Source organism: Streptomyces yamdrokensis, assembly GCF_053890455.1.
This window is the reverse complement of the sequence record NZ_CM132679.1, coordinates 1,416,329-1,438,367: the sequence shown is the minus strand read 5'-3', so window position 1 is coordinate 1,438,367 and position 22,039 is coordinate 1,416,329. Positions and strand designations below refer to the sequence as shown.

Here is a 22,039-nt window from a genome sequence, read left to right as displayed (position 1 = left end):
GACCCGTGTCGACGCCGTTCTATGTCTCACCCCAGCAGGCGATGGCCGACCGGGCGGAGTACGCCCGCAAGGGCATCGCGCGTGGCCGCAGTCTGGTCGTGCTGCAGTATGCCGACGGCATCGTGTTCGTCGGCGAGAACCCGTCCCGTGCGCTGCACAAGTTCAGCGAGATCTACGACCGGATCGGCTTCGCGGCCGCCGGTAAGTACAACGAGTACGAGAATCTGCGGATCGGCGGTGTGCGCTACGCCGATCTGCGGGGTTACACCTACGACCGGGACGACGTGACGGCCCGGGGTCTGGCGAACGTGTACGCGCAGACGCTGGGCACGATCTTCTCGAGTGCGGCGGAGAAGCCGTACGAGGTGGAGCTGGTGGTGGCCGAGGTCGGTGAGACCCCGGAGGGCGACCAGATCTATCGGCTGCCGCACGACGGCTCCATCGTCGACGAGCACGGCTCGGTGGCGGTGGGGGGCAACGCGGAGCAGATCAGCGGCTATCTGGACCAGCGCCACCGGGACGGCATGACGCTGGCCGAGGCGCTGGCGCTGGCGGTGCAGTCGCTGTCGCGGGACACGAACGGCAGCGAGCGGGAGATTCCCGCGGAGCGGCTGGAAGTGGCCGTGCTGGACCGTACGCGACCGCAGCAGCGGAAGTTCAAGCGCATCACCGGCCGGCAGTTGGCGCGGCTGCTGGCGGCCGACGGCGCGGAAACGGCGTCCGAGGCGGAGGCCGACGTGGAGGCGGAGGACGAGGCCGGGGGCGCCCCGGAGGGCAAGGGGTAGAACCGGCCCATGCCCGGCTCGTTCGGGTGAGGCGGTGGGCCTGTGCGGCCCGGTGGGGGTGTGCGGCCGCGGTGCGGGCGGGCGCCCCCGTCCGGCCTGCCCGGCGGATCGTGCCGCAGATGCGGGGCCGGCGCGCACTTCGACCTCCGCCCCGCGGCTGCGGGCACCGGACCCGGCCGGCCCGGCCGGGAAGACGCAGCCGGTCACCGCGGCCCTGCTCCGCCGGACAGGCCCTGGTGTGTCAGGGGCGGGTGGCGGGCGGGGCCGTCGAGCCCCGGGTCACCAGGTGGACGGGGATGTCGCCGGCTTCGGGGGTGCGGTGGTCGAGGACCGCGAGGAGGGCCTGCATTCCGCGTTCGCCGAAGAGTTCCGCGTCGAGGCGGACCGTGGTCAGCTCCGGGTCGAGGGCCGTGGCCAGGGCCAGGTCGTCCAGGCCGGTGACGGAGAGGTCGTCGGGAACGCGCAGGCCGAGGCGGCGGGCCGCCTTGTAGGCGCCGGCCGCGAGCTGGTCGTCGTCGCAGACGACGGCGGTGGGCCGGCCCGGGGCGGCCAGGGCGGTGTGGGCGGCGGTGACGGCGCCCTGGATGGAGATGGGCGAGCGGGCGGTGCGCAGGGTGGTGCCGGGGACGGCGGCCAGGCGGGCGGCCAGTTCGCGGGCGCGGACGTCGAAGGTCCAGGAGGGGATGTCGGCCGCCAGGTGGAGGAAGTCTCGGTGGCCCAGGTCCAGGAGATGGCGGGTGATCCGGCGGACGCCGTCGGCGATGTCGAGGTTGACGGTCGCGGCGCCCGGGTTGCTCGTGGGGTCGCTGTCGAGCATGACCAGGGGGAGCTGGTCGCCGCGGATGGCGGTGAGGGCGTCGGCTGCCATGGAGGACGCGATGACGCCGTCGAGGGCGGCCTGCGCGGAGGCGAAGGGGTTGCGGGCGGGGCCGATGCCCTCGGGTGAGGGGTAGAGGACGACGCCGAAGCCGTGCTGGGCGGCGACGCGCGCGGCCCCGGTGTAGACGCCGGCGAAGAACTCGGTGGTGAGGGCCGGGACGACCAGGAGGACGGTGCGGGTGCGGCCGAGGCGCAGGTTGCGGGCGGCCAGGTTCGGGCGGTAGCCGAGGGTGTGCGCCGCCTCGCGTACGCGTTGTGCGGTGGTCTCCGAGACGCGGCCGCGCCATTTGTCGCCCATGACGAGGGAGACGGCGGCCTGGGAGACGCCGGCGGCCTGCGCGACGTCCCGGCTCGTGGGGCGGGTCTGGGCTCTGGCCACCGTGGGACCGCTCCTTCGACTGGACTCCGTCTGGACTGGTGAACAGCGGACATGGTACGTATGAAGACCGAAGTTATACGTACAACGTCGAGGTTCCGAGTGGCCCCGACGGGTGAATGGAGGGTGCCGCATGGCCACGGGATATCTGGAGATTCTCCGGGTGCGGCACGCGACCAGGCTCCTGGTGGGCACGCTGGTGGGCCGGCTGCCCAACGCGACCGCGGCCATCGCGATCGTGCTGTTCGTCCGCGCGGAGGGCGGTTCGTACAGTCTGGCCGGCGCCCTGGCCGCGGTGTACGGCGTGGCCAACGCGGTGGGGCAGCCGGTGCTGGGGCGGTTGGTGGACCTGCGGGGTCAGCCGCTGGTGCAGTTGCCGGCCGCGGTGCTGTCGGCGCTGGCGATGGCGGCCTTCGCGTTCGTGGGGATCGAGCCGAGGGGGGTGGCGTACGGGGCGGTGGCCGCCGCGGGGCTGTTCACGCCGCCGCTGGAGGGCGGGCTGCGGGCCCTGTGGTCCTCCGTGCTGCACCGCGAGGACCACGTGCACCGGGCGTACGCGATGGACGCGGTGGCCCAGGAGGTGATGTTCACCGTCGGGCCGCTGCTCGTCACGGTGTGCGCGTCGCTGTGGTCGCCGCAGGCCGCCCTGCTGGTGCTGAACGGGCTGGGGGTGCTGGGCGCCCTGTCCGTGGTGGTGTCGAAGCCCTCGCGCGCGTGGCGGTCGGCGCCGCGTGCGGCGCACTGGCTGGGCGCGCTGCGCTCGCCGGGGCTGCTGGCTCTGCTGGGCGCCTTCCTGTTCGTCGGCATCGCGATGGGGTCCATCACCGTGGCCGCGGTGCCCTACGGGGACGAGAACGGCGGTGACCACGTGTACGGCTGGCTGATGGCGGGCATGGGGTTCGGCGCGCTCGTCGGCGGCACGGCCTACGGGGCGCGCCAGTGGGCGGGGGAGCCGGCGCGGCGACTGCAGGTGCTGGTGGCGTTCCTGGCGGTGTGTTACCTGCCGCTCACGCTGATGCCGGGTCCGGTGGCGATGACCCTGCTCGCGGTGGTCGCCGGTCTCTTCCTGGCACCGGCGATCGCGTGTGCGTTCGTGCTGATCGACCGGCACGCGCCGGCGGGCACGGTCACGGAGGCGTTCTCGTGGCTGGTGACGACGTTCACGGTGGGCGCGTCGGTGGGAACGGGCCTGGCCGGGCCGGTGGTCGAGGCGGGCGGTGCGCAGGGGGGGTTCGCGATCCCGGCTGCCGCGGGTGGCGCGGCTCTGCTGGTTTTGATGTCGACCGGAAGGGTACTGGCGGTTCCCGCGGACGGGGCCCCGGTCGCGGCCGGTTCGGAAAATGATCCGAACCGTGCCGTCGAACCCCGTTTGGGTTCAGGGGATCGGGCGTAATGTTCAGTCATGGACCGCCGCATTTTCGGGCTGGAGAACGAGTACGGCGTCACGTGCACGTTCAGGGGACAGCGCCGCCTGTCTCCTGACGAGGTGGCGCGGTACCTCTTCCGCCGTGTCGTGTCATGGGGCCGCAGCAGCAATGTCTTTCTGCGCAATGGTGCCCGCCTCTATCTCGACGTGGGTTCGCATCCGGAATACGCCACACCCGAATGCGACAACGTGACCGAGCTGGTCACCCACGACAAGGCCGGGGAGCGCATTCTCGAAGGACTCCTGGTGGACGCCGAACGACGCCTGCACGAGGAGGGAATCGCGGGCGACGTCTACCTGTTCAAGAACAACACCGACTCGGCGGGTAACTCGTACGGGTGTCATGAGAACTATCTGGTGGCCCGGCACGGGGAGTTCTCCCGGCTCGCGGACATCCTCATCCCGTTCCTGGTGACCCGCCAGTTGCTGTGCGGCGCCGGGAAGGTGCTGCAGACGCCGCGTGGCGCGGTGTACTGCGTCAGCCAGCGGGCCGAGCACATCTGGGAGGGCGTCTCGTCGGCGACGACCCGGTCCCGGCCGATCATCAACACGCGTGACGAGCCGCACGCGGACGCCGAGCGGTACCGCCGGCTCCATGTCATCGTCGGCGACTCGAACATGTCCGAGACGACCATGCTGCTCAAGGTCGGTGCCACCGATCTGGTGCTGCGCATGATCGAGGCGGGCACGGTGATGCGCGACCTCACGCTGGAGAACCCGATCCGGGCGATCCGTGAGGTGAGCCACGACATCACGGGCCGCCGCAAGGTCCGCCTGGCGAGCGGCCGTGAGGCCTCCGCCCTCGAGGTGCAGCGGGAGTACTACGAGAAAGCGCTGGACTTCTGCGAGCGCCGCGGCACCCGCACCGGCACGGTCGCGCAGGTGCTCGAACTGTGGGGCCGCACCCTGGACGCGATCGAGGCCGAGGACCTCGACCGTATCGGCACCGAGATCGACTGGGTGATGAAGTACAAGCTGCTCGAGCGGTACCGGGCCAAGCACAACATGACCATGTCGCATCCGCGGGTCGCGCAGATAGACCTCGCCTACCACGACATCCACCGCCGTCGTGGTCTGTACTACCTGCTCGAGAAGAAGGGGCAGGCCGCCCGGATCTGCAACGACATGAAGATCTTCGAGGGCAAGTCCGTTCCGCCGCAGACCACCCGGGCGCGGCTGCGGGGTGACTTCATCCGCCGGGCGCAGGAGCAGCGGCGGGACTTCACCGTCGACTGGGTGCACCTCAAGCTCAACGACCAGGCGCAGCGGACGGTGCTGTGCAAGGACCCGTTCCGTGCGGTGGACGAGCGGGTGGAGAAGCTGATCGCCGGCATGTGAGACGGGTCGTTCCGCGGTTCTCCCGAACAGCGGAACGCCACACGGGCGCCGTACGTTACTCAGTGCGGCGCCCTTCTCACGCCGTAGAGTTGCGCGGACGCCACCGACAAGATCGATGATTACGAGGCCCCCACCGTGCGCCGACGCTCACTCCTCATTGCCGTACCCGCTGGACTGGCCACTCTCGCCGCGTGCGGCGGCGACGGGTCCGATTCGAGCAAGGCCAGCGAGAGCGCCTCGCCGTCCGCGACCGACGCGTCGGCCGCACCCCCGCCGAAGATCGTCGACGGTCCGCTGCCGGCGATCACCGGGGGTGTGGAGTTCGGTGAGAAGCCCACCATGGCCAAGGGCAGCGGTGACCCGTCCAAGGACCTCGCGGTGAAGACCGTCATCGCGGGCGGGGGCAGGACCGTCGCCGAGAACGACTTCGTGGTGGCCCACTACCTGGGCCAGGTGTGGAGCACCGCGAAGGTGTTCGACAACTCCTACGACCGCAAGGCCCCGCTGGCGATCCAGCTGGCGCAGGGCAGCATCATCGACGGCTGGCGGTACGGGCTGACGGGGAAGAAGGCCGGCAGCCGGGTCCAGATGGCGGTTCCGCCCACCTGGGGCTACGGCGCGCAGGGCAATGAGCAGGCGGGCATCAAGGGCACCGACACGCTGGTGTTCGTGGTGGACGTGCAGGACACGTTCAACGCGAAGAGTTCCGCCGAGGGCGGCGAGGTCGCCCAGGACAACGTCGACCTGCCGAAGGTCGGCACGAACACGGACGGGGAGGCGCCCTCCATCGAGGTGCCCGACACGAAGGCCCCGACGAAGCTGGTGTCGAGCTACGTCCTCGAGGGCGACGGCGAAGAGGTCGGTGCCGACAACAGTGTGCTCGTGCAGTACAGGGGCGTCCTGTGGGACGGCGGCAAGGAGTTCGACTCGACGTACGAGCGGGGGCAGTTGACCTCGTTCTCGCTCCAGCAGGTCGTCAAGGGATGGGCGCAGGGGCTGACCGGCAAGAAGGTCGGCAGCCGGGTCCTCATCGTCATCCCGCCGGAGCTGGGGTACGGCGACACGCCGCCGCAGGGCAGTGACATCAAGAAGGACTCCACGCTGGTCTTCTCGGTCGACATCCTCGCGAAGTTGTGACCGCGTGTGATGTAAGACTGTGTGTGTTCGCCTTTCCGTAGACAAGCAGGAGCGTTAGACGTGAGCATCGACAAGCCCGAGATCGACTTCCCGGGCGGCGAGCCCCCGGCGGACCTCGAGATCAAGGACATCTGGGAGGGCGACGGAGAGGTGGCGCAGGCGGGTCAGACCGTCACCGTCCACTACGTCGGTGTCTCCTTCAGCACGGGTGAGGAGTTCGACGCCAGCTGGAACCGCGGTGCTCCGTTCCGCTTCCCGCTGGGCGGCGGCCGGGTCATCCAGGGCTGGGACCAGGGCGTGCAGGGCATGAAGGTCGGCGGCCGTCGCCAGCTGACCATCCCCGCGCACCTGGCCTACGGCGACCAGAGCCCGACTCCGGCGATCAAGCCCGGCGAGACGCTGATCTTCGTGGTCGACCTGCTCGGGGTCTGATCACTCGCCCGATCACCGATCGGTCGCCCGCGCGACGTCACGTCGCGGTTGTGACCGGACTCGATCACCTGGGTCCATGCCTGTCCGGGCATGGACCCTCGGCTTTTGCCGCGCCACCACGGAGCGGTACGGTCATCGGACTGAGCAGCATGAGGAGGCGAAGGGCGTCGATGGCCATTGCCAAGGCCGAGCGGCTGATGAACCTGGCGCTGTGCCTGCTGGGCACGCGGCGGCCACTGAGCAAGCGTGAGCTGCGCGAGTCCGTCGAGGCCTACCTCGAGGCGGCCTCGGACGATGCGTTCAACCGGATGTTCGAGCGCGACAAGGACGATCTGCGCGAACTCGGGCTCGTCATCGAAACGGTGGAGAACCTCGACGGAGAGGTCGGCTATCTGGCCCGGCGGGACAGCAACCGTCTGCCGCCCATCACCCTGGACGCCGAGGAGGCCGCCGCCCTGGGCCTGGCGGCCAAGGTGTGGCAGCAGGCCAGACTGGCCGGAGCGGCCAGCGGCGCTCTGCAGAAGCTGCGCGCGGCGGGACTGCCCGAGGACGTCGACCCGTACGGGGCCCACAGCGCGCTCGAGCCGCGCATCCCGGTGCACGAGGCCGCCTTCGAACCGCTGATGCTGGCCTGCCGCGACCGTCGTTCCGTCGTCTTCGACTACCGCAAGGCCAATGCCGCGCAGCCCGAACCGCGCCATGTCGAGCCGTGGGCGCTGGAGTGCTGGCGCGGCCACTGGTACCTGGCGGGCTGGGACCGCGACCGGGGCGCCGAGCGGGTCTTCCGGCTGTCCCGGATCACCGGCAGGGTGCGCTCGCGCGGCACCCCTTACACCGCCCCGGTGCCGGACGTCGTCACCGTGCGCGAGACGGTGGCGAGCTGGGCGGGGGAGCGCGCGGAGCGCTCCGCGCGGATCCGGCTGCGCACCGACGCGGGGTACCCCCTTCGGGCGAAGGCCACGTCGGTGCGGGAACTCGGCGGGGGCTGGGAAGAGTTGGAGATTCCGTACGGGCACGGCCTGGACGCCTGGCTGGTGGAGTTCGGGGCGGACGTGGTGGTCCTGGAGCCCGCCGAGCTGCGGGCCGACGTGGTGGACCGGCTGCGCGCCGTGGCCAAGGGCTGAGGGGGACGGGACAAGAACGTGGCAGGCAAACCGGTCAGGCCAGTGAACGCCATCGACCAGACCCGGCGGATGCTCTCCCTGGTCACCTACCTGAGGGAGCGTCCCGGGGCCCGGATCGAGGACGTGGCGCGCGCCTTCGGCATCACCGAGGACGAGCTGGTCTCGGACCTCGACGTGCTGCCCATGTGCGGCACCAGTTTCCGCGGCGGCGACCTGCTGGACATCGACACCGACGGGGAGCGCATCTGGTGGCACAACCCGGCCGCGCTCGGGGCGGAGGCCGCGGAGCCGCTCCGCCTCGCCGCGGACGAGGCCACCGCGCTGCTGGTCGCCGCGCGTGCCGTGACCACCCTGCCCGGACTGCGCGAGAGCGACCGGCAGGCGCTGCTGCGGGCCACCGCCAAGGTGGAGGCCGCGGCCGGAGAGGCGGCGGGCGCCAGCGCCCGGCTGTCGGTGACCTTCGAGTCCGAGGGCGGTGTCTTCGCGGACGTCGACCGGGCCATCGCCGAGCGACGCAGACTGTGGATCCGCTACTACTCGCCCGCCCGCGACGAGCTCAGCGAGCGCGAGATCGATCCCATCCGCCTGGTCAGCGTCGGGCACACCTATGTGGAGGCGTGGTGCCGCCGCTCCGAGGCGCGCCGCACGTTCCGGCTCGACCGGGTCGCCGAGATCAGGATCCTCGACGAGCCGTCCGCGCCGCCCGAGGTCGAACTGCGGGACCTGTCGGAAGGGCTGATGCAGCCGGCGGCGGAGGATCCGGAGGTCGTGGTCGAGGTCGGACCGGGCGGCCGCTGGGTCGCCGAGTACTACCCGCACGACAGCGCGGATGAGCTGCCGGACGGCGGGCTGCGTATCACCTTGCGGACACCCGACCCGGCGTCGCTCAAGCGGCTGGCGCTGCGGCTCGGGGGGGACGGCCGGATCGTCACACCGGAAGACCTCGCGGACAGCGCCCGGCGGGCGGCCCGCGAGGCGCTGTCGGCGTACGACGGCGCCGGGGCGGCCGGATGAGCGGGCCGCACACGGTGTGCGCGGTCCGGGGCGGGCAGGACGACAGGCAGGAGCGAGGGCTGTGAGCAAGTCGGCGACCCCTGGAGCACCGACCCCTGGAGCACCGACCCCTGGAGTACGGGGCATGACGGTGGCGTCCGCGTTCTCCGGGATGAGGAGCGTGGCGCCGGTCGTGTTCCGGGCGGGCTGCCCGGACTGCAGAGGGCGTTTCGAGCTGGGCGCGAGCGCGCTGCGCCTGGTCATAGGGGCCAGCAGACGCACCACCTTCTACTCGTTCACCTGCCCCGCGTGCGAGACGGCGGTCCGTAAGCCGGCGGGGGAGCGGGTCGTCGAACTCCTCACCGGTGGCGGGGTCAGCACCCTACGGCTGCACTCGACGGCATAGAGGCCGCTCGGCCCGTGTCCCGGTGGCCCGCGGCTCCCTTCCCGGGCGCCGGGCGTTTCGCGCGGGCGGGGACCGTCTAGGCTCACCCCATGTTCTGGGCGATGTTCGCGGTTGCTGTGGGGTTCCTGGGGCTTGTGGTGCTCGGGGTGTTCGCCGTACGGGTCTTCGTCGAGGCGGAGCGGCTCGGCAGACAGGTCGCGGACTCGGCGAGTCGTATCGGCCGGGCCGCCGAGGACCTGGAGCGGGCGTCGGCCGGCGCGGCCCGTTCCGCACAGGCGCTCTGACCCGCCCCGGGACGGCTGTCCGGGTCCGCACGCCCTGTCGTGTTGCCGACCCGGGCGGGTACGCTGCTGACCGCGGCCCGGAGAACGAGGCCCGGACCGCGGACGGGAGTACGCACGGGGATTGCCCTACGTTCACCCCTGAGCGTTACGATCGCTGACAGCACGGTCATCGGACGCGTGTCCGAACGGTCGGACGGGGCAGCGCCCCACCCCCCAGCAGCCTCGGTGAGAAGGTAAAGAAATGTTCGGAAGGCTCGGAGCTCCCGAGATCATTCTCATCCTCGTCGTCATCATCCTGCTGTTCGGCGCGAAGAAGCTTCCGGACATGGCGCGGTCGCTCGGCAAGTCCGCCCGCATCCTCAAGAGCGAGGCCAAGGCGATGAAGGAGGACAAGGACAAGTCCTCCGCCCCCGCCGACCCGCCGGCCCCCGGCGACGACTCCGCGGCGCAGCGCACCATCCAGGCCGCCCCCGGTGACGTGACCAGCTCCCGCCCGGTCACGGAGCCGACGGACACGACCAAGCGCTGACGCAGGGCCGGACGCCGTCCGGTCCGCCGCACGAGATGGGAACGTGGGTTGCTCAAGTCTGCCCGCAAGCAGGAGAGGGATCCCGATGGGCGGATGCCCCTCGCGGAGCACCTTCGTGAGCTCCGCAACCGGCTCGCGAAGGCGCTGCTGGCCATCGTCCTGGTGACGATCGGCGCGGCCTTCTTCTACAACGAGATCATCAACTTCTTCACCGACCCGGTGCTCAAGTCGGTCGGCTGCGCGAAGTCCTTCGAGGAACTCGCCACCTCGACACGCGGTGAGCAGCCCTGCGCGCAGATCACCATCAACGGTCTGCTCACGCCGTTCACCCTGGCGCTGAAGGTCTCCCTGATGGCCGGTGTCGTCCTGGCCTCGCCGGTCTGGCTGTACCAGCTGTGGTCGTTCATCGCCCCCGGCCTGCACAAGCACGAGAAGAAGTACGCCTACGCGTTCGTCGCCACGGGCTTCCCGCTCTTCCTCGCAGGCGGCTACTTCGCCTACCGGGTGCTGCCGACGACGGCGGAGGTGCTCATCGAGTTCACGCCGTTCAATGTCGACAACCTCCTGCCGCTGGACGACCTGCTCGACCTCGTCACGCGCATGGTGATCGTCTTCGGGCTCTCCTTCGAGCTGCCGCTGCTGCTGATCATGCTCAACTTCACCGGGGCGCTGACGGGCAAGCGCATGCTCGGCTGGTGGCGCGGCATGATCATGGGCATCACGCTGTTCGCGGCCCTGGCCACGCCGAGCACCGACCCGCTGACCATGATGGCCCTCGCCGGACCGATCTGGATCCTGTACTTCCTGGCTGTCGGCGTCTCCCTGTTCAACGACCGCCGCAGGCGCCGTCTGGAGGCCATGGGCCCCGCCGACGACGAGGCCTCCGACCTGGACCTCACACCCGAGGACATCGGCGAGGCCGAACCCGTGCCGGCCAGGCGCGCCCTGCCCGAGCAGGCGAGCACGGACCGGGTCAACGGTTATGACGACGTGACCTGAAGACCGGGCGAGGGCTCGTAGGGTCGCGGGGTGACCAGCGAGATCACCCTCCTCGTCAACCCCACCGCGGGTCGCGGCCGGGGCGTCCGAGCGGCGCGGCCGGCCGCTTCCGCGTTGCGCGCGGCCGGTTTCTCGGTGCGGGCCGTACTCGGTGAGGACGCCGCGGACGCGCTCGCCCGTGCGCGCGGTGCCGTCGAGGAGGGCACCGGAGCCCTGGTGGCCGTCGGCGGCGACGGCATGGCGAACCTGGCCCTGCAGGCCGTCGTCGGCACCGGCACACCGCTCGGCCTGATCGCCGTCGGCACCGGCAACGACTTCGCCCGCTCGCTCGGCATGCCGCTGGGGGAACCGGCCGCGGCCGGCCGGATGATCGCCGACGCCCTCAAGTGCGGACGGGTGCGCGACATCGACCTCGGGCGGGCCGGCGACCGCTGGTTCGGTACCGTCCTCGCCTCCGGCTTCGACTCCCGCGTCAACGACCGCGGCAACCGGATGCGGCTGCCCGCGGGGCGTTTCACGTACGACCTCGCCATGGTCGCCGAACTCGCGGCCCTGCGCCCGATCCCGTACCGGATCACCCTCGACGACGGCGACGTCCGCGAGGTCGAGGCGACGCTGGTCGCCGTCGGCAACGGAGCCTCGTACGGGGGCGGCATGCGGATCTGTCCGGGTGCCGACCTCACCGACGGGCTGTTCGACGTCACGGTGGTCGGCGACTGCGGCCGGGCCGCGCTGCTGCGGATCTTCCCCACCGTGTACCGCGGAACGCACGTCGGCCGGCCCGAGGTGAGCGTGTTCCGGGCGTCGCGGGTGGAGCTGGCCGCCGAACAGGTCACCGGTTACGCGGACGGCGAACCGCTCGGGCCCCTGCCGCTGACCGCGAGCTGCGTACGCGGCGCGGTGCGGGTCGTGGGGCCCTGAGGGGCCGCGTCCGCTCCTGGATCCGGATAATGATCGTCCTGTTGTCAGCGCGGCCCGGTACGCTCGAAAGCACGATGACAGAGGACCTCTCACCGGCCGAGCGGTACGCGGCAGCACGCAGGCGCGCTGCCGAGCAGGCCACCGCACTCGCCTCCTTCCGCGAGATGTACGACTTCGGCCTCGACCCCTTCCAGATCGAGGCCTGCCAGGCGCTCGAAGCGGGGAAGGGTGTGCTGGTGGCCGCGCCCACCGGCTCGGGCAAGACGATCGTCGGCGAGTTCGCCGTCCACCTCGCCCTCCAGCAGGGCAAGAAGTGCTTCTACACGACGCCCATCAAGGCGCTGTCGAACCAGAAGTACGCCGACCTGTGCCGCCGCTACGGCGCCGACAAGGTCGGCCTGCTCACGGGCGACAACAGTGTCAACTCCGGTGCTCCCGTGGTCGTGATGACCACCGAGGTGCTGCGGAACATGCTGTACGCGGGCTCGCAGACGCTCCTCGGCCTCGGGTACGTGGTCATGGACGAGGTGCACTACCTCTCCGACCGTTTCCGGGGCGCCGTCTGGGAGGAAGTGATCATCCACCTGCCCGAGTCGGTGACCCTGGTGTCCCTCTCGGCGACGGTGTCGAACGCGGAGGAGTTCGGCGACTGGCTGGACACCGTCCGCGGCCACACCGAGGTCATCGTCTCCGAGCACCGGCCCGTGCCGCTGTTCCAGCACGTACTCGCCGGGCGCCGGATCTACGACCTGTTCGAGGAGGGCGAGGGCCAGAAGAAGGCCGTCAACCCCGACCTCACGCGGATGGCCCGGATGGAGGCGACCCGCCCGTCGTGGGGCGAGAGGCGCCGCGGCCGGAACATGCGCGAGGCGGACCGGGAGCGGGAGCGCAGACAGCGCACGCGGGTCTGGACACCGGGCCGGCCCGAGGTGATCGAGCGGCTCGACGCCCAGGGCCTGCTGCCCGCCATCACCTTCATCTTCAGCCGCGCCGCCTGCGAGGCCGCCGTCCAGCAGTGCCTGTACGCGGGGCTGCGGCTCAACGACGACCGGGCGCGGGAGCAGGTGCGCTCCCTCGTCGAGGAGCGCACCGCCTCCATCCCCACCGAGGACCTGCACGTCCTCGGCTACTACGAGTGGCTGGAGGGCCTCGAGCGCGGCATCGCGGCCCACCACGCGGGCATGCTGCCGACGTTCAAGGAGGTCGTCGAGGAGCTGTTCGTCCGCGGCCTGGTCAAGGCGGTCTTCGCGACCGAGACCCTCGCCCTGGGCATCAACATGCCCGCCCGCTCGGTGGTGCTGGAGAAGCTCGTCAAGTGGAACGGCGAGCAGCACGCCGACATCACCCCCGGCGAGTACACCCAGCTGACCGGCCGGGCCGGCCGGCGCGGCATCGACGTCGAGGGCCACGCGGTCGTGCTGTGGCAGCGCGGCATGAACCCCGAGCACCTCGCGGGGCTGGCCGGCACCCGCACCTATCCGCTGCGCTCCAGCTTCAGGCCGTCGTACAACATGGCGGTCAACCTGGTCGAGCAGTTCGGCCGGCACCGCTCGCGCGAGCTGCTGGAGACGTCGTTCGCCCAGTTCCAGGCGGACCGTTCGGTGGTCGGCATCTCGCGGCAGGTGCAGCGCAACGAGGAGGGCCTCGAGGGCTACCAGGACTCCATGACCTGCCACCTCGGCGACTTCGAGGAGTACGTGCGGCTGCGCCGCGACCTGAAGGACCGGGAGACGGAGCTGGCCCGCCAGGGCGCGGTCCAGCGGCGCGCGGAGGCGGCAGTCGCCCTGGAGAAGCTCAAGCCCGGCGACATCATCCACGTACCCGCGGGCAAGTACGCCGGGCTGGCGCTGGTCCTCGACCCGGGCCTGCCCGCGGGCCGGGCGGGCGGCCACCGCGGCGTCGAGTACCACGACGGGCCCCGCCCTCTGGTGCTGACCGCGGAGCGGCAGGTCAAACGGCTGGCGTCGATCGACTTCCCGGCGCCCGTCGAGGCGCTGGAGCGGATGCGCATCCCGAAGTCGTTCAACGCGCGCTCGCCGCAGTCCCGCCGCGACCTGGCCTCCGCGCTGCGGACCAAGGCCGGGCACATCGAGCCGGAGCGGCACCGCAAGCGGCGCTCCCAGGCGGCCGACGACCGGGAGATCGACCGGCTGCGCAAGGCGATCCGGGCCCATCCGTGCCACGGCTGCGACGACCGTGAGGACCACGCCCGCTGGGCCGAGCGCTACCACCGGTTGCGGCGGGACACCAAGCAGCTGGAGCGGCGCATCGAGGGCCGGACGAACACCATCGCCCGTACCTTCGACCGTATCGTCGCCCTGCTGACCGAGCTGGACTACCTGCGCGGCGACGAGGTCACCGAGCACGGCAAGCGGCTCGCCCGGCTGTACGGCGAACTCGACCTGCTGGCCAGCGAATGCCTGCGGGAGGGCGTCTGGGAGCAGCTCGGCCCGGCCGAACTCGCCGCCTGTGTCTCGGCCCTGGTGTACGAGGCCCGGGTCAGCGACGACGCGGTGGTGCCCAAGGTGCCCTCCGGCAGGGCGAAGGCAGCGCTCGGCGAGATGGTCCGCATCTGGGGGCGGCTGGACGCCATGGAGGAGGACTTCCGGATCACCCAGACCGAAGGGGTGGGCCAGCGCGAACCCGACCTCGGCTTCGCCTGGGCCGCCTACATGTGGGCATCCGGCAAGGGTCTCGACGAGGTGCTGCGCGAGGTGGAGATGCCGGCGGGGGACTTCGTGCGCTGGTGCAAGCAGGTCATCGACGTCCTCGGCCAGATCTCGGCGGCGGCTCCGGCGGTGGAGGGCTCCACGGTCGCGAAGAACGCCCGCAAGGCGGTCGACGGACTGCTGCGCGGAGTGGTGGCCTACTCGTCCGTGGGGTGACGGCGGACGGGCCCGGCCCGCCCCTCACCCGGTAAGCCCGGTGCGTTCGGTGCGCGCCGGGCTTCCGCGTCCCCGGCGCCCGCCGGCAACGGGACCGGATGGTTCCCCGGCCTTCGGCCGCGTACTTCACCTTTCACGGTGAGTGAGTTTCGTACACCCATGCGCCGTTACGCTCTGCGTCCGAACTCTTCCCGTGCGTGCAAATGGGCTCGAGCGTACTCCTGCCCCAGGGGTCATTTCCGGCACTTGCCGAATATGACACGGCGTTGATCCTGTCGGACTAAGCTCGCCCGCAGCGCACCGAGTTGGGATGAATTCGTGTGTCTGTTCCCTCTTGTGCGGATGATTCCCGTCATTTCCCGGTCCGTCCCCACCCGCACGTCCCCCGACCACCAGCCGATTCGTTTTCAGAGGCCTACATGGTGAGTGTCCAATCCCCGCCCGGTCGACGCGAACTTCCCTACGCACGCGTGCTGTTGCTGCCGGCCATACTGATGGCCGCGGCAACCGGAGCCGCGGTCGCCCTGGTGACGGAGCCCGCCCGGATCGCCGTCGGCACCTGCGGTGTCGTCGCCACCCTGCTGGTGATCGCCGCCGCGGCCGAGGCGGTGCGCCGCGGCCGCGTCCTGCGGGACGAGCGAGCCGAGTGCGAACGTCACCGCGCGTATCTGGAAGCGCGGATCGCCTCCCACGACACGGAGACGCTGCACTTCGCGGACGCCGTCGTCCCCGAGGCCCTGGACTTCCTGCACCGCGGAAACACCCCCAGGGAAGTCCTCCTCCATCTCAAGGAGGTCAACCCGGCCTGGCGTGATCTGCCCGAGTACCAGATCAAGCTGCTCAAGACGATGCTGAAGATCATCGACGACGAGGAAGCCCTGCGCGACTCCTCCCAGCGCTCCTTCGTCAGCATCGCCCGCCGCGTCCAGGCGATCGTCCATCAGCAGGCCAAGGAGCTGAGGGAGATGGAGGAGGACCACGGCCGCAACCCCGAGGTCTTCGACGACCTGCTGCGCATCGACCACGGCACCGCGCTGATCGGCCGCCTCGCCGACTCCATCTCCGTACTCGGCGGCGGCCGCCCCGGACGCCAGTGGCCCGAACCCGTCGCCCTCTACAGCGTGCTGCGCGGCGCGATGTCCCGCATCCTCGAGTACCGGCGCATCGACCTGAAGTCCATCGCCAAGGTCAACATCAAGGGCATCTCCGTCGAGCCGGTCATCCACGCCGTCGCCGAGCTCCTCGACAACGCCACGCGCTACTCGCCGCCCCACACCAAGGTCCACGTCACCGCCATCGAGGTGCAGACCGGCGTCGCCATCGAGATCGAGGACGCCGGAGTCAGCCTCGACGAGAAGGCGCGGGCCCGGATCGAGGACAAGCTGGAGCAGGCCAAGGCGGGTGTCGACCTCCAGGACCTCGGCACGAGCCCCCGTCTGGGCCTCGCCGTCATCGGCCGGCTCTGCTCCGGATACAAGATGCAGGTCTCGCTGCGCGCCTCCGCCTACGGCGGCGTCCGCGCGGTCCTCATCGTGCCCAGCGACATGATGACCACCGAGCCCGGTGTCGGCCTCGCCCACGGCATCGGCGCGACCGCCGTGCCCATGCAGGTCGACGCGCTCCCCGGCCCCAAGCGCGCCCCCAAGAAGCGCCGTCCCACCAGCCCGAGCATCCCCGCCACCGTCTCCATGGAGGACGACGTCCCCGAGGTCACCGAGTGGACCTCCAACGGGCTGCCGCAGCGTCGCAGCCGGATGAAGACGTCGCTGACCCAGCGGTACGCCGAGCAGGCAGCCGCCGAACGGGCCGAGCGGGAGGCCGCCGAGCGGGGCGAGACCGTCAGGTCCCCCTGGCCGGCACCCGAGCCCGAACCGGCCGAGCCGAAGGACGACCGCGAACCCGGGCTGTGGGTCGACGCGTTCTGGGACGGCTTGAAGAAGGACCTCGAACCCGGCGTCCACCCCACCGACTTCACCCGGAACCCGACCGCGTACCTGCATCTGATCAACGAACCGGCCCGCACCGAGGCCGACGACGAGGGGGACCTCAAGTGATCCAGCAACGCGCCAACTTCGACTGGATGCTCAAGGAGCTCGCCGACGGTGTACCCGGCGTCGAGATGATCGTGGTGCTCTCGGCCGACGGTCTGCGCATCGCCCGCTTCGGCGGCGAGCCGGACGCCGCCGACCGGGTCGCCGCCGCCTGTGCCGGCGTGCAGAGCCTCGCCGGTGCCGTCGCCGGGGAACTTCCGCGCAGCGACGGCGAGATGAAGATGGTGATCATCGAGATCAACGGCGGCTACTTCTATCTGATGGCCGCCGGCGCCAACGCCTATCTCGCGGTGCTCTCCGACATGACCTGTGAACCCGGGCGGATGGGGGCCATGATGCGCGACCTCGTCGTCCGTATCGGCGCCCATCTCACCAGTCCGCCCCGCCGGAACGGGACGACCGTATGACTCCTCCGCAACGCCAGAGGCGCTCTCCGCAGGAGGACCCTCCTCCGCCACCGGCCACGGACAAGAAGGAGGACGAACGGCCCAACCCGGAGCGGCTGTACGTCGTCACCGGGGCGGACGGGAACCGCGCGGACCTCGACCTCGTGACGCTGATCGTGGCGGGCGTCGAGGACCCCCCGCACTCCGCCACGCCCGAGCAGGCGGCACTGCTCCGGCTCTGTGCCGCACCCCTGTCCGTGGCCGAACTCTCGGCCTACCTCAGCCTGCCGTTCGGCGTGGTGACCGTACTGCTCACCGAGATGCTGGCGGCGGAACTGGTGCAGGCGCGCGCCCCGATCGTCCGGAAGGCGCTTCCCGACCGTTCCCTTCTCGAAGCGGTGATGCATGGACTTCAAAGGCTCTGAGACCATCCCGGGCCCACGGACCGAGGATCAGCTGCCGCACACGGCCGAGGCCGCGGCGAAGATCGTGATCGTGGGCGGCTTCGGGGTCGGCAAGACGACCATGGTCGGGTCGGTCAGCGAGATCAAGCCGCTGACCACCGAGGAGACCATGACCCAGGCCGGCGTCGGAGTCGACGACAACTTCGGTTCCGCGTCCAAGACGGCCACCACGGTGGCCATGGACTTCGGCCGCATCAAGATCACCGAACAGCTGGTGCTCTACCTGTTCGGCACCCCGGGCCAGGAGCGTTTCTGGTTCCTGTGGAACGGGCTGTTCGAGGGGGCGCTCGGTGCGGTGGTGCTGGTCGACACACGCCGTCTGGAAGTCAGCTTCGACGTCATGGGGCGGCTGGAGGAACGCGGCGTGCCCTTCGTCGTCGCCGTCAACACCTTCCCGGACGCACCCCGTTACCCGTTCGCGGATCTGCGGACGGCGCTCGACCTGCCCCAGGACGTCCCGATCATGGACTGCGACGTACGACGCCGTGCCTCCAGCCGGGACGTACTGATCACGCTGACGAGGTTCCTGCACTCGCTCGCCATGACGGGCTCGCGTACCTGACACCCCGGCCCCCTGCTCTCCTTCCCCCCTGTTCTCCGGAGCGACCACTGTGACGCCTGAATCCCACTCCCCGGCCGGAACGGACGACTCCCGTCCCGTCCCGCCCCCCGGCTGCCCCGCGCACGGCCAGGGCCCCGGGGGACTGCACCGGCTGCACGAATCGGCGGACCTGAAGAAGCTGTACGAGGAACTCCGCGCCGAACACGGACCCGTGGCGCCCGCGCTGCTCCACGACGACGTGCCGGTGTGGGTGGTCCTCGGCCACACCGAGAACCTGCACATGGTGCGCACCCCCGCGCAGTACACCCGCGACAGCCGTATCTGGTCCCCGCTCCGGGACGGCCTGGTCAAACCCGACCACCCGCTGATGCCGCACATCGCCTGGCAGCCGATGTGCGCCCACGCCGAGGGCGACGAGCACCAACGGCTGCGCGGCGCGATCGACTTCGCCCTGTCGACCATCGACTTCCGCAGTCTGCGCCGGCACATCAACCGCTGCACCCAGCGTCTCGTCAACCGGTTCTGCGAAGTGGGCGAGGCCGAGGTCGTCAGCCAGTACGCCGAGCACCTGCCGATGGCCGTGATGTGCCACATCCTCGGCATGCCCGACGAGTACAACGACCGGATGGTCGAGTCGGCCCGCGACATGCTCAGGGGCACCGAGACCGCCATCGCCAGCAACGCGTACGTCATGGACGTCCTGGGCCGGCTCACCGCCCGCCGCCGGCTGGAACCGCAGGACGACTTCGCCAGCCATCTCATCACCCACCCGGCCGGACTGACCGACGACGAGGTCAGGGAGCACCTGCGGGTGGTGCTCATCGCCGCCTACGAGTCGACCGCCAACCTCCTCGCCAACGTGCTGCGGACGGTGCTCGTCGACCCGCGCTTCCGGGCCCAGCTCAACGGCGGTCAGATGACCGTGCCGGAGGCGGTGGAGCAGCTGCTGTGGGACGAGCCGCCGTTCAGCACCATCTTCGCCTACTTCGCCAAACAGGAGACGGAACTCGGCGGCCAGCGCATCCGCCGGGGCGACGGACTGCTGTTCGCCCCGGCCCCGGCCAACGTGGACCCGCGGGTACGCCCGGACCCGACCGCCCACATGCAGGGCAACCGCTCCCACCTCGCCTTCAGCGGCGGCCCGCACGAGTGCCCCGGGCAGGACATCGGGCGTGCCATCGCCGAGATCGGCGTCGACGCGCTGCTGATGCGGCTGCCCGACCTCGAACTCGACGTCGACGACGAGGATCTGCGCCACACCGAGTCGATCGCCTCGCGCCATCTCGTCGAGCTGCCGGTCCGGTTCATGCCCAGGCCGCCGCAGGACATCACCGAACGGCCGAACCACGACGCCCGGCCCACGGCCCCGCGCCGCGACTGGCACATCGGCAGCTCCGCGCCGGGGGAGCCGGCACCGCCGTCCGCCGCCCGCCCCGAGCCGTTCGGACACCACGACGTCCCCGCCCCGCGGCCCGCGGCGCCGGCCGGGACACCGGACCCGCAGCCGGACTCGCGGTCGGCGGCCCGGTCGGCCGAGCCACCGGTCGCCGAGCCGGTGGCCGCCGCCGGCCCCGCGGAACCGGCCCGCGCGCCGGGCGCCTGGCAGCGCTTCCTGAGCTGGTGGCGCGGCTACTGACCGGGGGCGAGGGGGGCCGGGGGCGGCCGGTGAACAGCGGTCCGGGCCGTGGTGGTCCGTGTCCCGGCGGTTCGGTCGTCCGGAGCGTGGTCGTCTTCGGCACGGTCGTCCGTGGCCCAGGCCTCGTACGACGTCCACGCCGTGAGCGTCCGGCCACTGCGCAGACGGTGCCGTGCCCCCGTCACCGGGTCGGTGAACTCCAGTGCTCGCGCAAGCAGTTGCAGCGGGCGCCGGAAGTCACCGGCCGGGACGGGGCCGGTCACCTCCGGATACAGGGGGTCGCCGAGGATCGGCACGCCCAGGGCGTTCATGTGCACCCGCAGCTGATGGGTCTGCCCGGTACCGGGCACCAGCCGGTACCGGGCGAGGCCGTCGGCCCGGTGGTCCAGGAGTTCGACCCGACTGAGCGCGTTCGGCTCGCCCTCGACCTCACGGGCGGCCAGCACTCCGCGCTCCTTCACGATCCGGCTGCGCACGGTCCGGGGCAGGGTGAGCGCCGGGTCGTGGGAGGCGACGGCCTCGTACTCCTTGTGGATCAGCCGGTCGCGGAACAGCGTCTGGTACGCGCCCCGCTCCTCGGGCCGCACGGTGAACAGCACCAGCCCGGCGGTGAGCCGGTCGAGACGGTGCGCGGCGCCCAGCAGCGGGACACCCAGCTCGCGGCGCAGCCGGGCCAGCGCGGTCTGGGCGACATGGCTGCCGCGCGGGGTGGTGGCCAGGAAGTGGGGCTTGTCGGCGACGACGATGTGCTCGTCCCGGTACACGATCTCCAGCGGGAACGGCACCGGCACCTCGGCCGGCAGATCCCGGTGGAACCACACGAACAGTCCTGGCACATAGGGGGCGTCGGCAGGCACGGGCCGCCCGTCCACGCCCACGATCAGCCCCGCGTCGAACATGGCGTCGACGACACCGGAGCCGGCCGGGAGCCGGGCCACGAGATGGTCCCGCACGGTGGCCCACGCCCCCGCGCCGGGCAGCCGCACCCGCACCGGGTCCACACCGTCGCGCTGCGGCAGCGGGGAGGGCGGGACAGTCCTGCGTCTGCGGGTCACGAGGGCCAAGGCTACGCGTCCGCCCCGCCCTGTTCCTCGTGCCGCACCACCCGCCTGACCTCGGCCTCGACCACATGGCGCGGTTTCCCCTCGGCCCGCGCGAACTCACTCACCGACACGTGGACGTCACGGGCGAGGTCGCGCCAGGCCCGCCAGGCCGTCTCCCATGTGGTGGTCTGCCGACTGCTCCACTTGGTGCCCGTGGGAGGCCCGTACGTCTCCCGCAGATGGCGCACGCGCACATGCGCCTCGTCCGCCGCACGCTGCTTGGCCACGAGTTCTTCGAAGGTGACTGTCACGCGCCCGGATCCTCGGGCAGCGGGCGGGGGCGGGTCACCGCGCCACGCCGCCCGCCGCGGCGCGGGGGCCGGGGTTCACCCGACCGGCGCCGCCACGTGTGCCGGCCGGGACACCTGGATGCCGGTTCGGGCAGGACGGCGGACCGGTGGTGGTCCGAGGATGATTCAGGTGTGGCCCGGGGGCGACTCCGCGGCTGCTCGGCGGCGGCTCAGCCGGCCGCGGCCGCCGACTGCGGCTGTTCCTGCTCCGCCTCGACCCGTGCGTTCCACTCCTGCTTCGAGGCCTGCCAGCCGTCCTCGTTGTGACCGCGCCGCCAGTAGCCGGAGATCGAGAGGTCCTCACGCGCGATCTGCCGCTCGACCCGCAGCAGACGGCGCAGCTCCTTCACGAAGTGCGCCTCGCCGTGGACGAAGGCGTGCACCCGGCCCTCGGGGAACTCCAGACCCCGCACGGCCTCCACCAGAGCCTCACCGACCGGGCGGTCCCCCCGGTGCAGCCAGGTGACCGCCGCCTCGGAGTCGATCTTCTGCTCCTCCCGGGGGCCCTCGACCTCCACGAAGGCGTACGCCCTGGCCCCGCTCGGCAGGGCCTCCAGCGACCGGGCGATCGCGGGCAGCGCGCTCTCGTCGCCCACCAGCAGATGCCAGTCGGCGCCCGGGTCGGGGGCGTAGGCGCCGCCGGGGCCGAGGAAGAACACGCTCTCGCCCGGCAGGACCCGCCGGGCCCAGGGGCCTGCCAGCCCTTCGTCGCCGTGGATCACGAAGTCCAGCGTCAGCTCGCGCCGCTCGGCGTCCCAGTGGCGCACGGTGTACGTCCGGGTCACCGGCCACTGGTCGCGCGGGAACTCCCCGCGGATCCGCTGCATGTCGAACGGCTCGGGGTAGGTGACGCCCTCGGCGGGGAACAGCAGCTTCACATAGTGGTCGGTGCAGGTGTCCGCCGTGAAGTCGGCCAGGCCCTCGCCGCCCAGCACCACCCGCTGCATGTGCGGGGTCAGCCGCTCGGTGCGGAGCACCTGCCCGGAGTGGGGCCTGCGCGGCTGGCGTCCCGGTCGCTGTGCCATGGGGTCTC

22 protein-coding genes are annotated in these 22,039 nt (G+C 71.3%); 18 read left to right on the top strand and 4 right to left on the bottom strand.

Annotated features, from left to right (window positions below):
* Positions 1-5 precede the first annotated feature (5 nt).
* Positions 6-785, top strand: coding sequence for a proteasome subunit alpha (gene prcA / locus ACWZEH_RS05760; RefSeq protein WP_456196191.1), 780 nt, complete (start codon positions 6-8; stop codon positions 783-785).
* Positions 786-1,026: 241 nt separating this feature from the next.
* Here prcA and ACWZEH_RS05755 read toward each other — a convergent pair whose 3' ends face one another.
* Positions 1,027-2,043 carry a LacI family DNA-binding transcriptional regulator gene (locus tag ACWZEH_RS05755; RefSeq protein ID WP_456196190.1) on the bottom strand — a complete coding sequence of 339 codons (1,017 nt, stop codon included), beginning with the start codon at positions 2,041-2,043 and terminating at the stop codon, positions 1,027-1,029.
* A gap of 130 nt (positions 2,044-2,173) precedes the next feature.
* On the opposite strand from ACWZEH_RS05755, the gene ACWZEH_RS05750 reads away from it, so the two are divergent.
* The 17 genes from ACWZEH_RS05750 to ACWZEH_RS05670 all read left to right on the top strand — a co-directional run bounded on the left by ACWZEH_RS05750 (position 2,174) and on the right by ACWZEH_RS05670 (position 19,613).
* Positions 2,174-3,433 carry an MFS transporter gene (locus ACWZEH_RS05750; RefSeq protein WP_456196188.1) on the top strand — a complete coding sequence of 420 codons (1,260 nt, stop codon included), beginning with the start codon at positions 2,174-2,176 and terminating at the stop codon, positions 3,431-3,433.
* Between the two features lie 9 nt (positions 3,434-3,442).
* A complete protein-coding gene (gene pafA / locus ACWZEH_RS05745; RefSeq protein WP_456196186.1) occupies positions 3,443-4,804 on the top strand; it encodes a Pup--protein ligase in 1,362 nt (453 codons plus the stop codon).
* Between the two features lie 135 nt (positions 4,805-4,939).
* A complete protein-coding gene (locus tag ACWZEH_RS05740) occupies positions 4,940-5,941 on the top strand; it encodes an FKBP-type peptidyl-prolyl cis-trans isomerase (RefSeq protein WP_456196184.1) in 1,002 nt (333 codons plus the stop codon).
* A gap of 60 nt (positions 5,942-6,001) precedes the next feature.
* Positions 6,002-6,373, top strand: a complete 372-nt coding sequence (locus tag ACWZEH_RS05735; RefSeq protein ID WP_257849908.1) for an FKBP-type peptidyl-prolyl cis-trans isomerase — start codon at positions 6,002-6,004, stop codon at positions 6,371-6,373.
* A gap of 170 nt (positions 6,374-6,543) precedes the next feature.
* On the top strand, positions 6,544-7,497 hold the full coding sequence (locus ACWZEH_RS05730; protein WP_456196182.1) for a helix-turn-helix transcriptional regulator: 954 nt from the start codon (positions 6,544-6,546) through the stop codon (positions 7,495-7,497).
* 18 nt (positions 7,498-7,515) lie between these two features.
* Positions 7,516-8,511 (top strand): helix-turn-helix transcriptional regulator, encoded by a 996-nt coding sequence (locus ACWZEH_RS05725; protein WP_456196180.1) that lies wholly within the window; start codon positions 7,516-7,518, stop codon positions 8,509-8,511.
* Between the two features lie 124 nt (positions 8,512-8,635).
* Positions 8,636-8,896, top strand: a complete 261-nt coding sequence (locus ACWZEH_RS05720; protein ID WP_055627898.1) for a hypothetical protein — start codon at positions 8,636-8,638, stop codon at positions 8,894-8,896.
* An 89-nt stretch (positions 8,897-8,985) separates the two neighbouring features.
* Positions 8,986-9,180 carry a hypothetical protein gene (locus tag ACWZEH_RS05715; RefSeq protein ID WP_456196178.1) on the top strand — a complete coding sequence of 65 codons (195 nt, stop codon included), beginning with the start codon at positions 8,986-8,988 and terminating at the stop codon, positions 9,178-9,180.
* Positions 9,181-9,421: 241 nt separating this feature from the next.
* Complete coding sequence (tatA, locus tag ACWZEH_RS05710; RefSeq protein WP_456196176.1) at positions 9,422-9,709, top strand: Sec-independent protein translocase subunit TatA; 288 nt, start codon at positions 9,422-9,424, stop codon at positions 9,707-9,709.
* Between the two features lie 48 nt (positions 9,710-9,757).
* Entirely contained in the window at positions 9,758-10,708 is a 951-nt protein-coding gene (tatC, locus tag ACWZEH_RS05705; protein ID WP_456196174.1) for a twin-arginine translocase subunit TatC, read from the top strand.
* Positions 10,709-10,738: 30 nt separating this feature from the next.
* The gene (locus ACWZEH_RS05700; RefSeq protein WP_456196172.1) at positions 10,739-11,629 is read left to right on the top strand and encodes a diacylglycerol kinase; all 891 of its coding nucleotides are present in this window, start codon (positions 10,739-10,741) and stop codon (positions 11,627-11,629) included.
* Positions 11,630-11,658: 29 nt separating this feature from the next.
* Positions 11,659-14,514, top strand: a complete 2,856-nt coding sequence (locus ACWZEH_RS05695; RefSeq protein ID WP_456196170.1) for a DEAD/DEAH box helicase — start codon at positions 11,659-11,661, stop codon at positions 14,512-14,514.
* A gap of 419 nt (positions 14,515-14,933) precedes the next feature.
* Positions 14,934-16,568 carry a sensor histidine kinase gene (locus tag ACWZEH_RS05690; RefSeq protein ID WP_456196168.1) on the top strand — a complete coding sequence of 545 codons (1,635 nt, stop codon included), beginning with the start codon at positions 14,934-14,936 and terminating at the stop codon, positions 16,566-16,568.
* Complete coding sequence (locus ACWZEH_RS05685; protein WP_042168469.1) at positions 16,565-16,972, top strand: roadblock/LC7 domain-containing protein; 408 nt, start codon at positions 16,565-16,567, stop codon at positions 16,970-16,972. Before ACWZEH_RS05690 ends, ACWZEH_RS05685 begins: the two co-directional genes overlap by 4 nt.
* On the top strand, positions 16,969-17,376 hold the full coding sequence (locus ACWZEH_RS05680; RefSeq protein WP_456196166.1) for a DUF742 domain-containing protein: 408 nt from the start codon (positions 16,969-16,971) through the stop codon (positions 17,374-17,376). The genes ACWZEH_RS05685 and ACWZEH_RS05680 overlap by 4 nt, the downstream gene beginning before the upstream one ends.
* Complete coding sequence (locus tag ACWZEH_RS05675) at positions 17,357-17,977, top strand: GTP-binding protein (RefSeq protein ID WP_456196164.1); 621 nt, start codon at positions 17,357-17,359, stop codon at positions 17,975-17,977. The genes ACWZEH_RS05680 and ACWZEH_RS05675 overlap by 20 nt, the downstream gene beginning before the upstream one ends.
* 49 nt (positions 17,978-18,026) lie before the next feature.
* Positions 18,027-19,613: a cytochrome P450 gene (locus ACWZEH_RS05670; protein ID WP_456196162.1), complete on the top strand. Its 1,587-nt coding sequence runs from the start codon at positions 18,027-18,029 to the stop codon at positions 19,611-19,613.
* On the opposite strand, the gene ACWZEH_RS05665 is transcribed toward ACWZEH_RS05670, so the two are convergent.
* From ACWZEH_RS05665 to ACWZEH_RS05655, 3 genes are all read right to left on the bottom strand, one after another.
* Positions 19,607-20,668, bottom strand: a complete 1,062-nt coding sequence (locus tag ACWZEH_RS05665) for an RluA family pseudouridine synthase (protein ID WP_456196160.1) — start codon at positions 20,666-20,668, stop codon at positions 19,607-19,609. The genes ACWZEH_RS05670 and ACWZEH_RS05665 overlap by 7 nt on opposite strands.
* 11 nt (positions 20,669-20,679) lie before the next feature.
* Positions 20,680-20,967, bottom strand: a complete 288-nt coding sequence (locus ACWZEH_RS05660; protein ID WP_456196158.1) for a hypothetical protein — start codon at positions 20,965-20,967, stop codon at positions 20,680-20,682.
* Between the two features lie 209 nt (positions 20,968-21,176).
* Entirely contained in the window at positions 21,177-22,031 is an 855-nt protein-coding gene (locus ACWZEH_RS05655; RefSeq protein ID WP_456196156.1) for a siderophore-interacting protein, read from the bottom strand.
* Between the last annotated feature and the right edge of the window lie 8 nt (positions 22,032-22,039).

What these genes read in the sequence shown, in the direction of transcription:
- ACWZEH_RS05750 (WP_456196188.1), top strand. Translation starts at nt 2,174, where the DNA reads ATGGCCACGGGATATCTGGAGATTCTCCGGGTGCGGCACGCGACCAGG.
- pafA (WP_456196186.1), top strand. Translation starts at nt 3,443, where the DNA reads ATGGACCGCCGCATTTTCGGGCTGGAGAACGAGTACGGCGTCACGTGC.
- ACWZEH_RS05730 (WP_456196182.1), top strand. Translation starts at nt 6,544, where the DNA reads ATGGCCATTGCCAAGGCCGAGCGGCTGATGAACCTGGCGCTGTGCCTG.
- ACWZEH_RS05720 (WP_055627898.1), top strand. Translation starts at nt 8,636, where the DNA reads ATGACGGTGGCGTCCGCGTTCTCCGGGATGAGGAGCGTGGCGCCGGTC.
- ACWZEH_RS05715 (WP_456196178.1), top strand. Translation starts at nt 8,986, where the DNA reads ATGTTCTGGGCGATGTTCGCGGTTGCTGTGGGGTTCCTGGGGCTTGTG.
- tatA (WP_456196176.1), top strand. Translation starts at nt 9,422, where the DNA reads ATGTTCGGAAGGCTCGGAGCTCCCGAGATCATTCTCATCCTCGTCGTC.
- ACWZEH_RS05695 (WP_456196170.1), top strand. Translation starts at nt 11,659, where the DNA reads ATGATCGTCCTGTTGTCAGCGCGGCCCGGTACGCTCGAAAGCACGATG.
- ACWZEH_RS05690 (WP_456196168.1), top strand. Translation starts at nt 14,934, where the DNA reads ATGGTGAGTGTCCAATCCCCGCCCGGTCGACGCGAACTTCCCTACGCA.
- ACWZEH_RS05680 (WP_456196166.1), top strand. Translation starts at nt 16,969, where the DNA reads ATGACTCCTCCGCAACGCCAGAGGCGCTCTCCGCAGGAGGACCCTCCT.
- ACWZEH_RS05675 (WP_456196164.1), top strand. Translation starts at nt 17,357, where the DNA reads ATGGACTTCAAAGGCTCTGAGACCATCCCGGGCCCACGGACCGAGGAT.
- ACWZEH_RS05655 (WP_456196156.1), bottom strand. Translation starts at nt 22,031, where the DNA reads ATGGCACAGCGACCGGGACGCCAGCCGCGCAGGCCCCACTCCGGGCAG.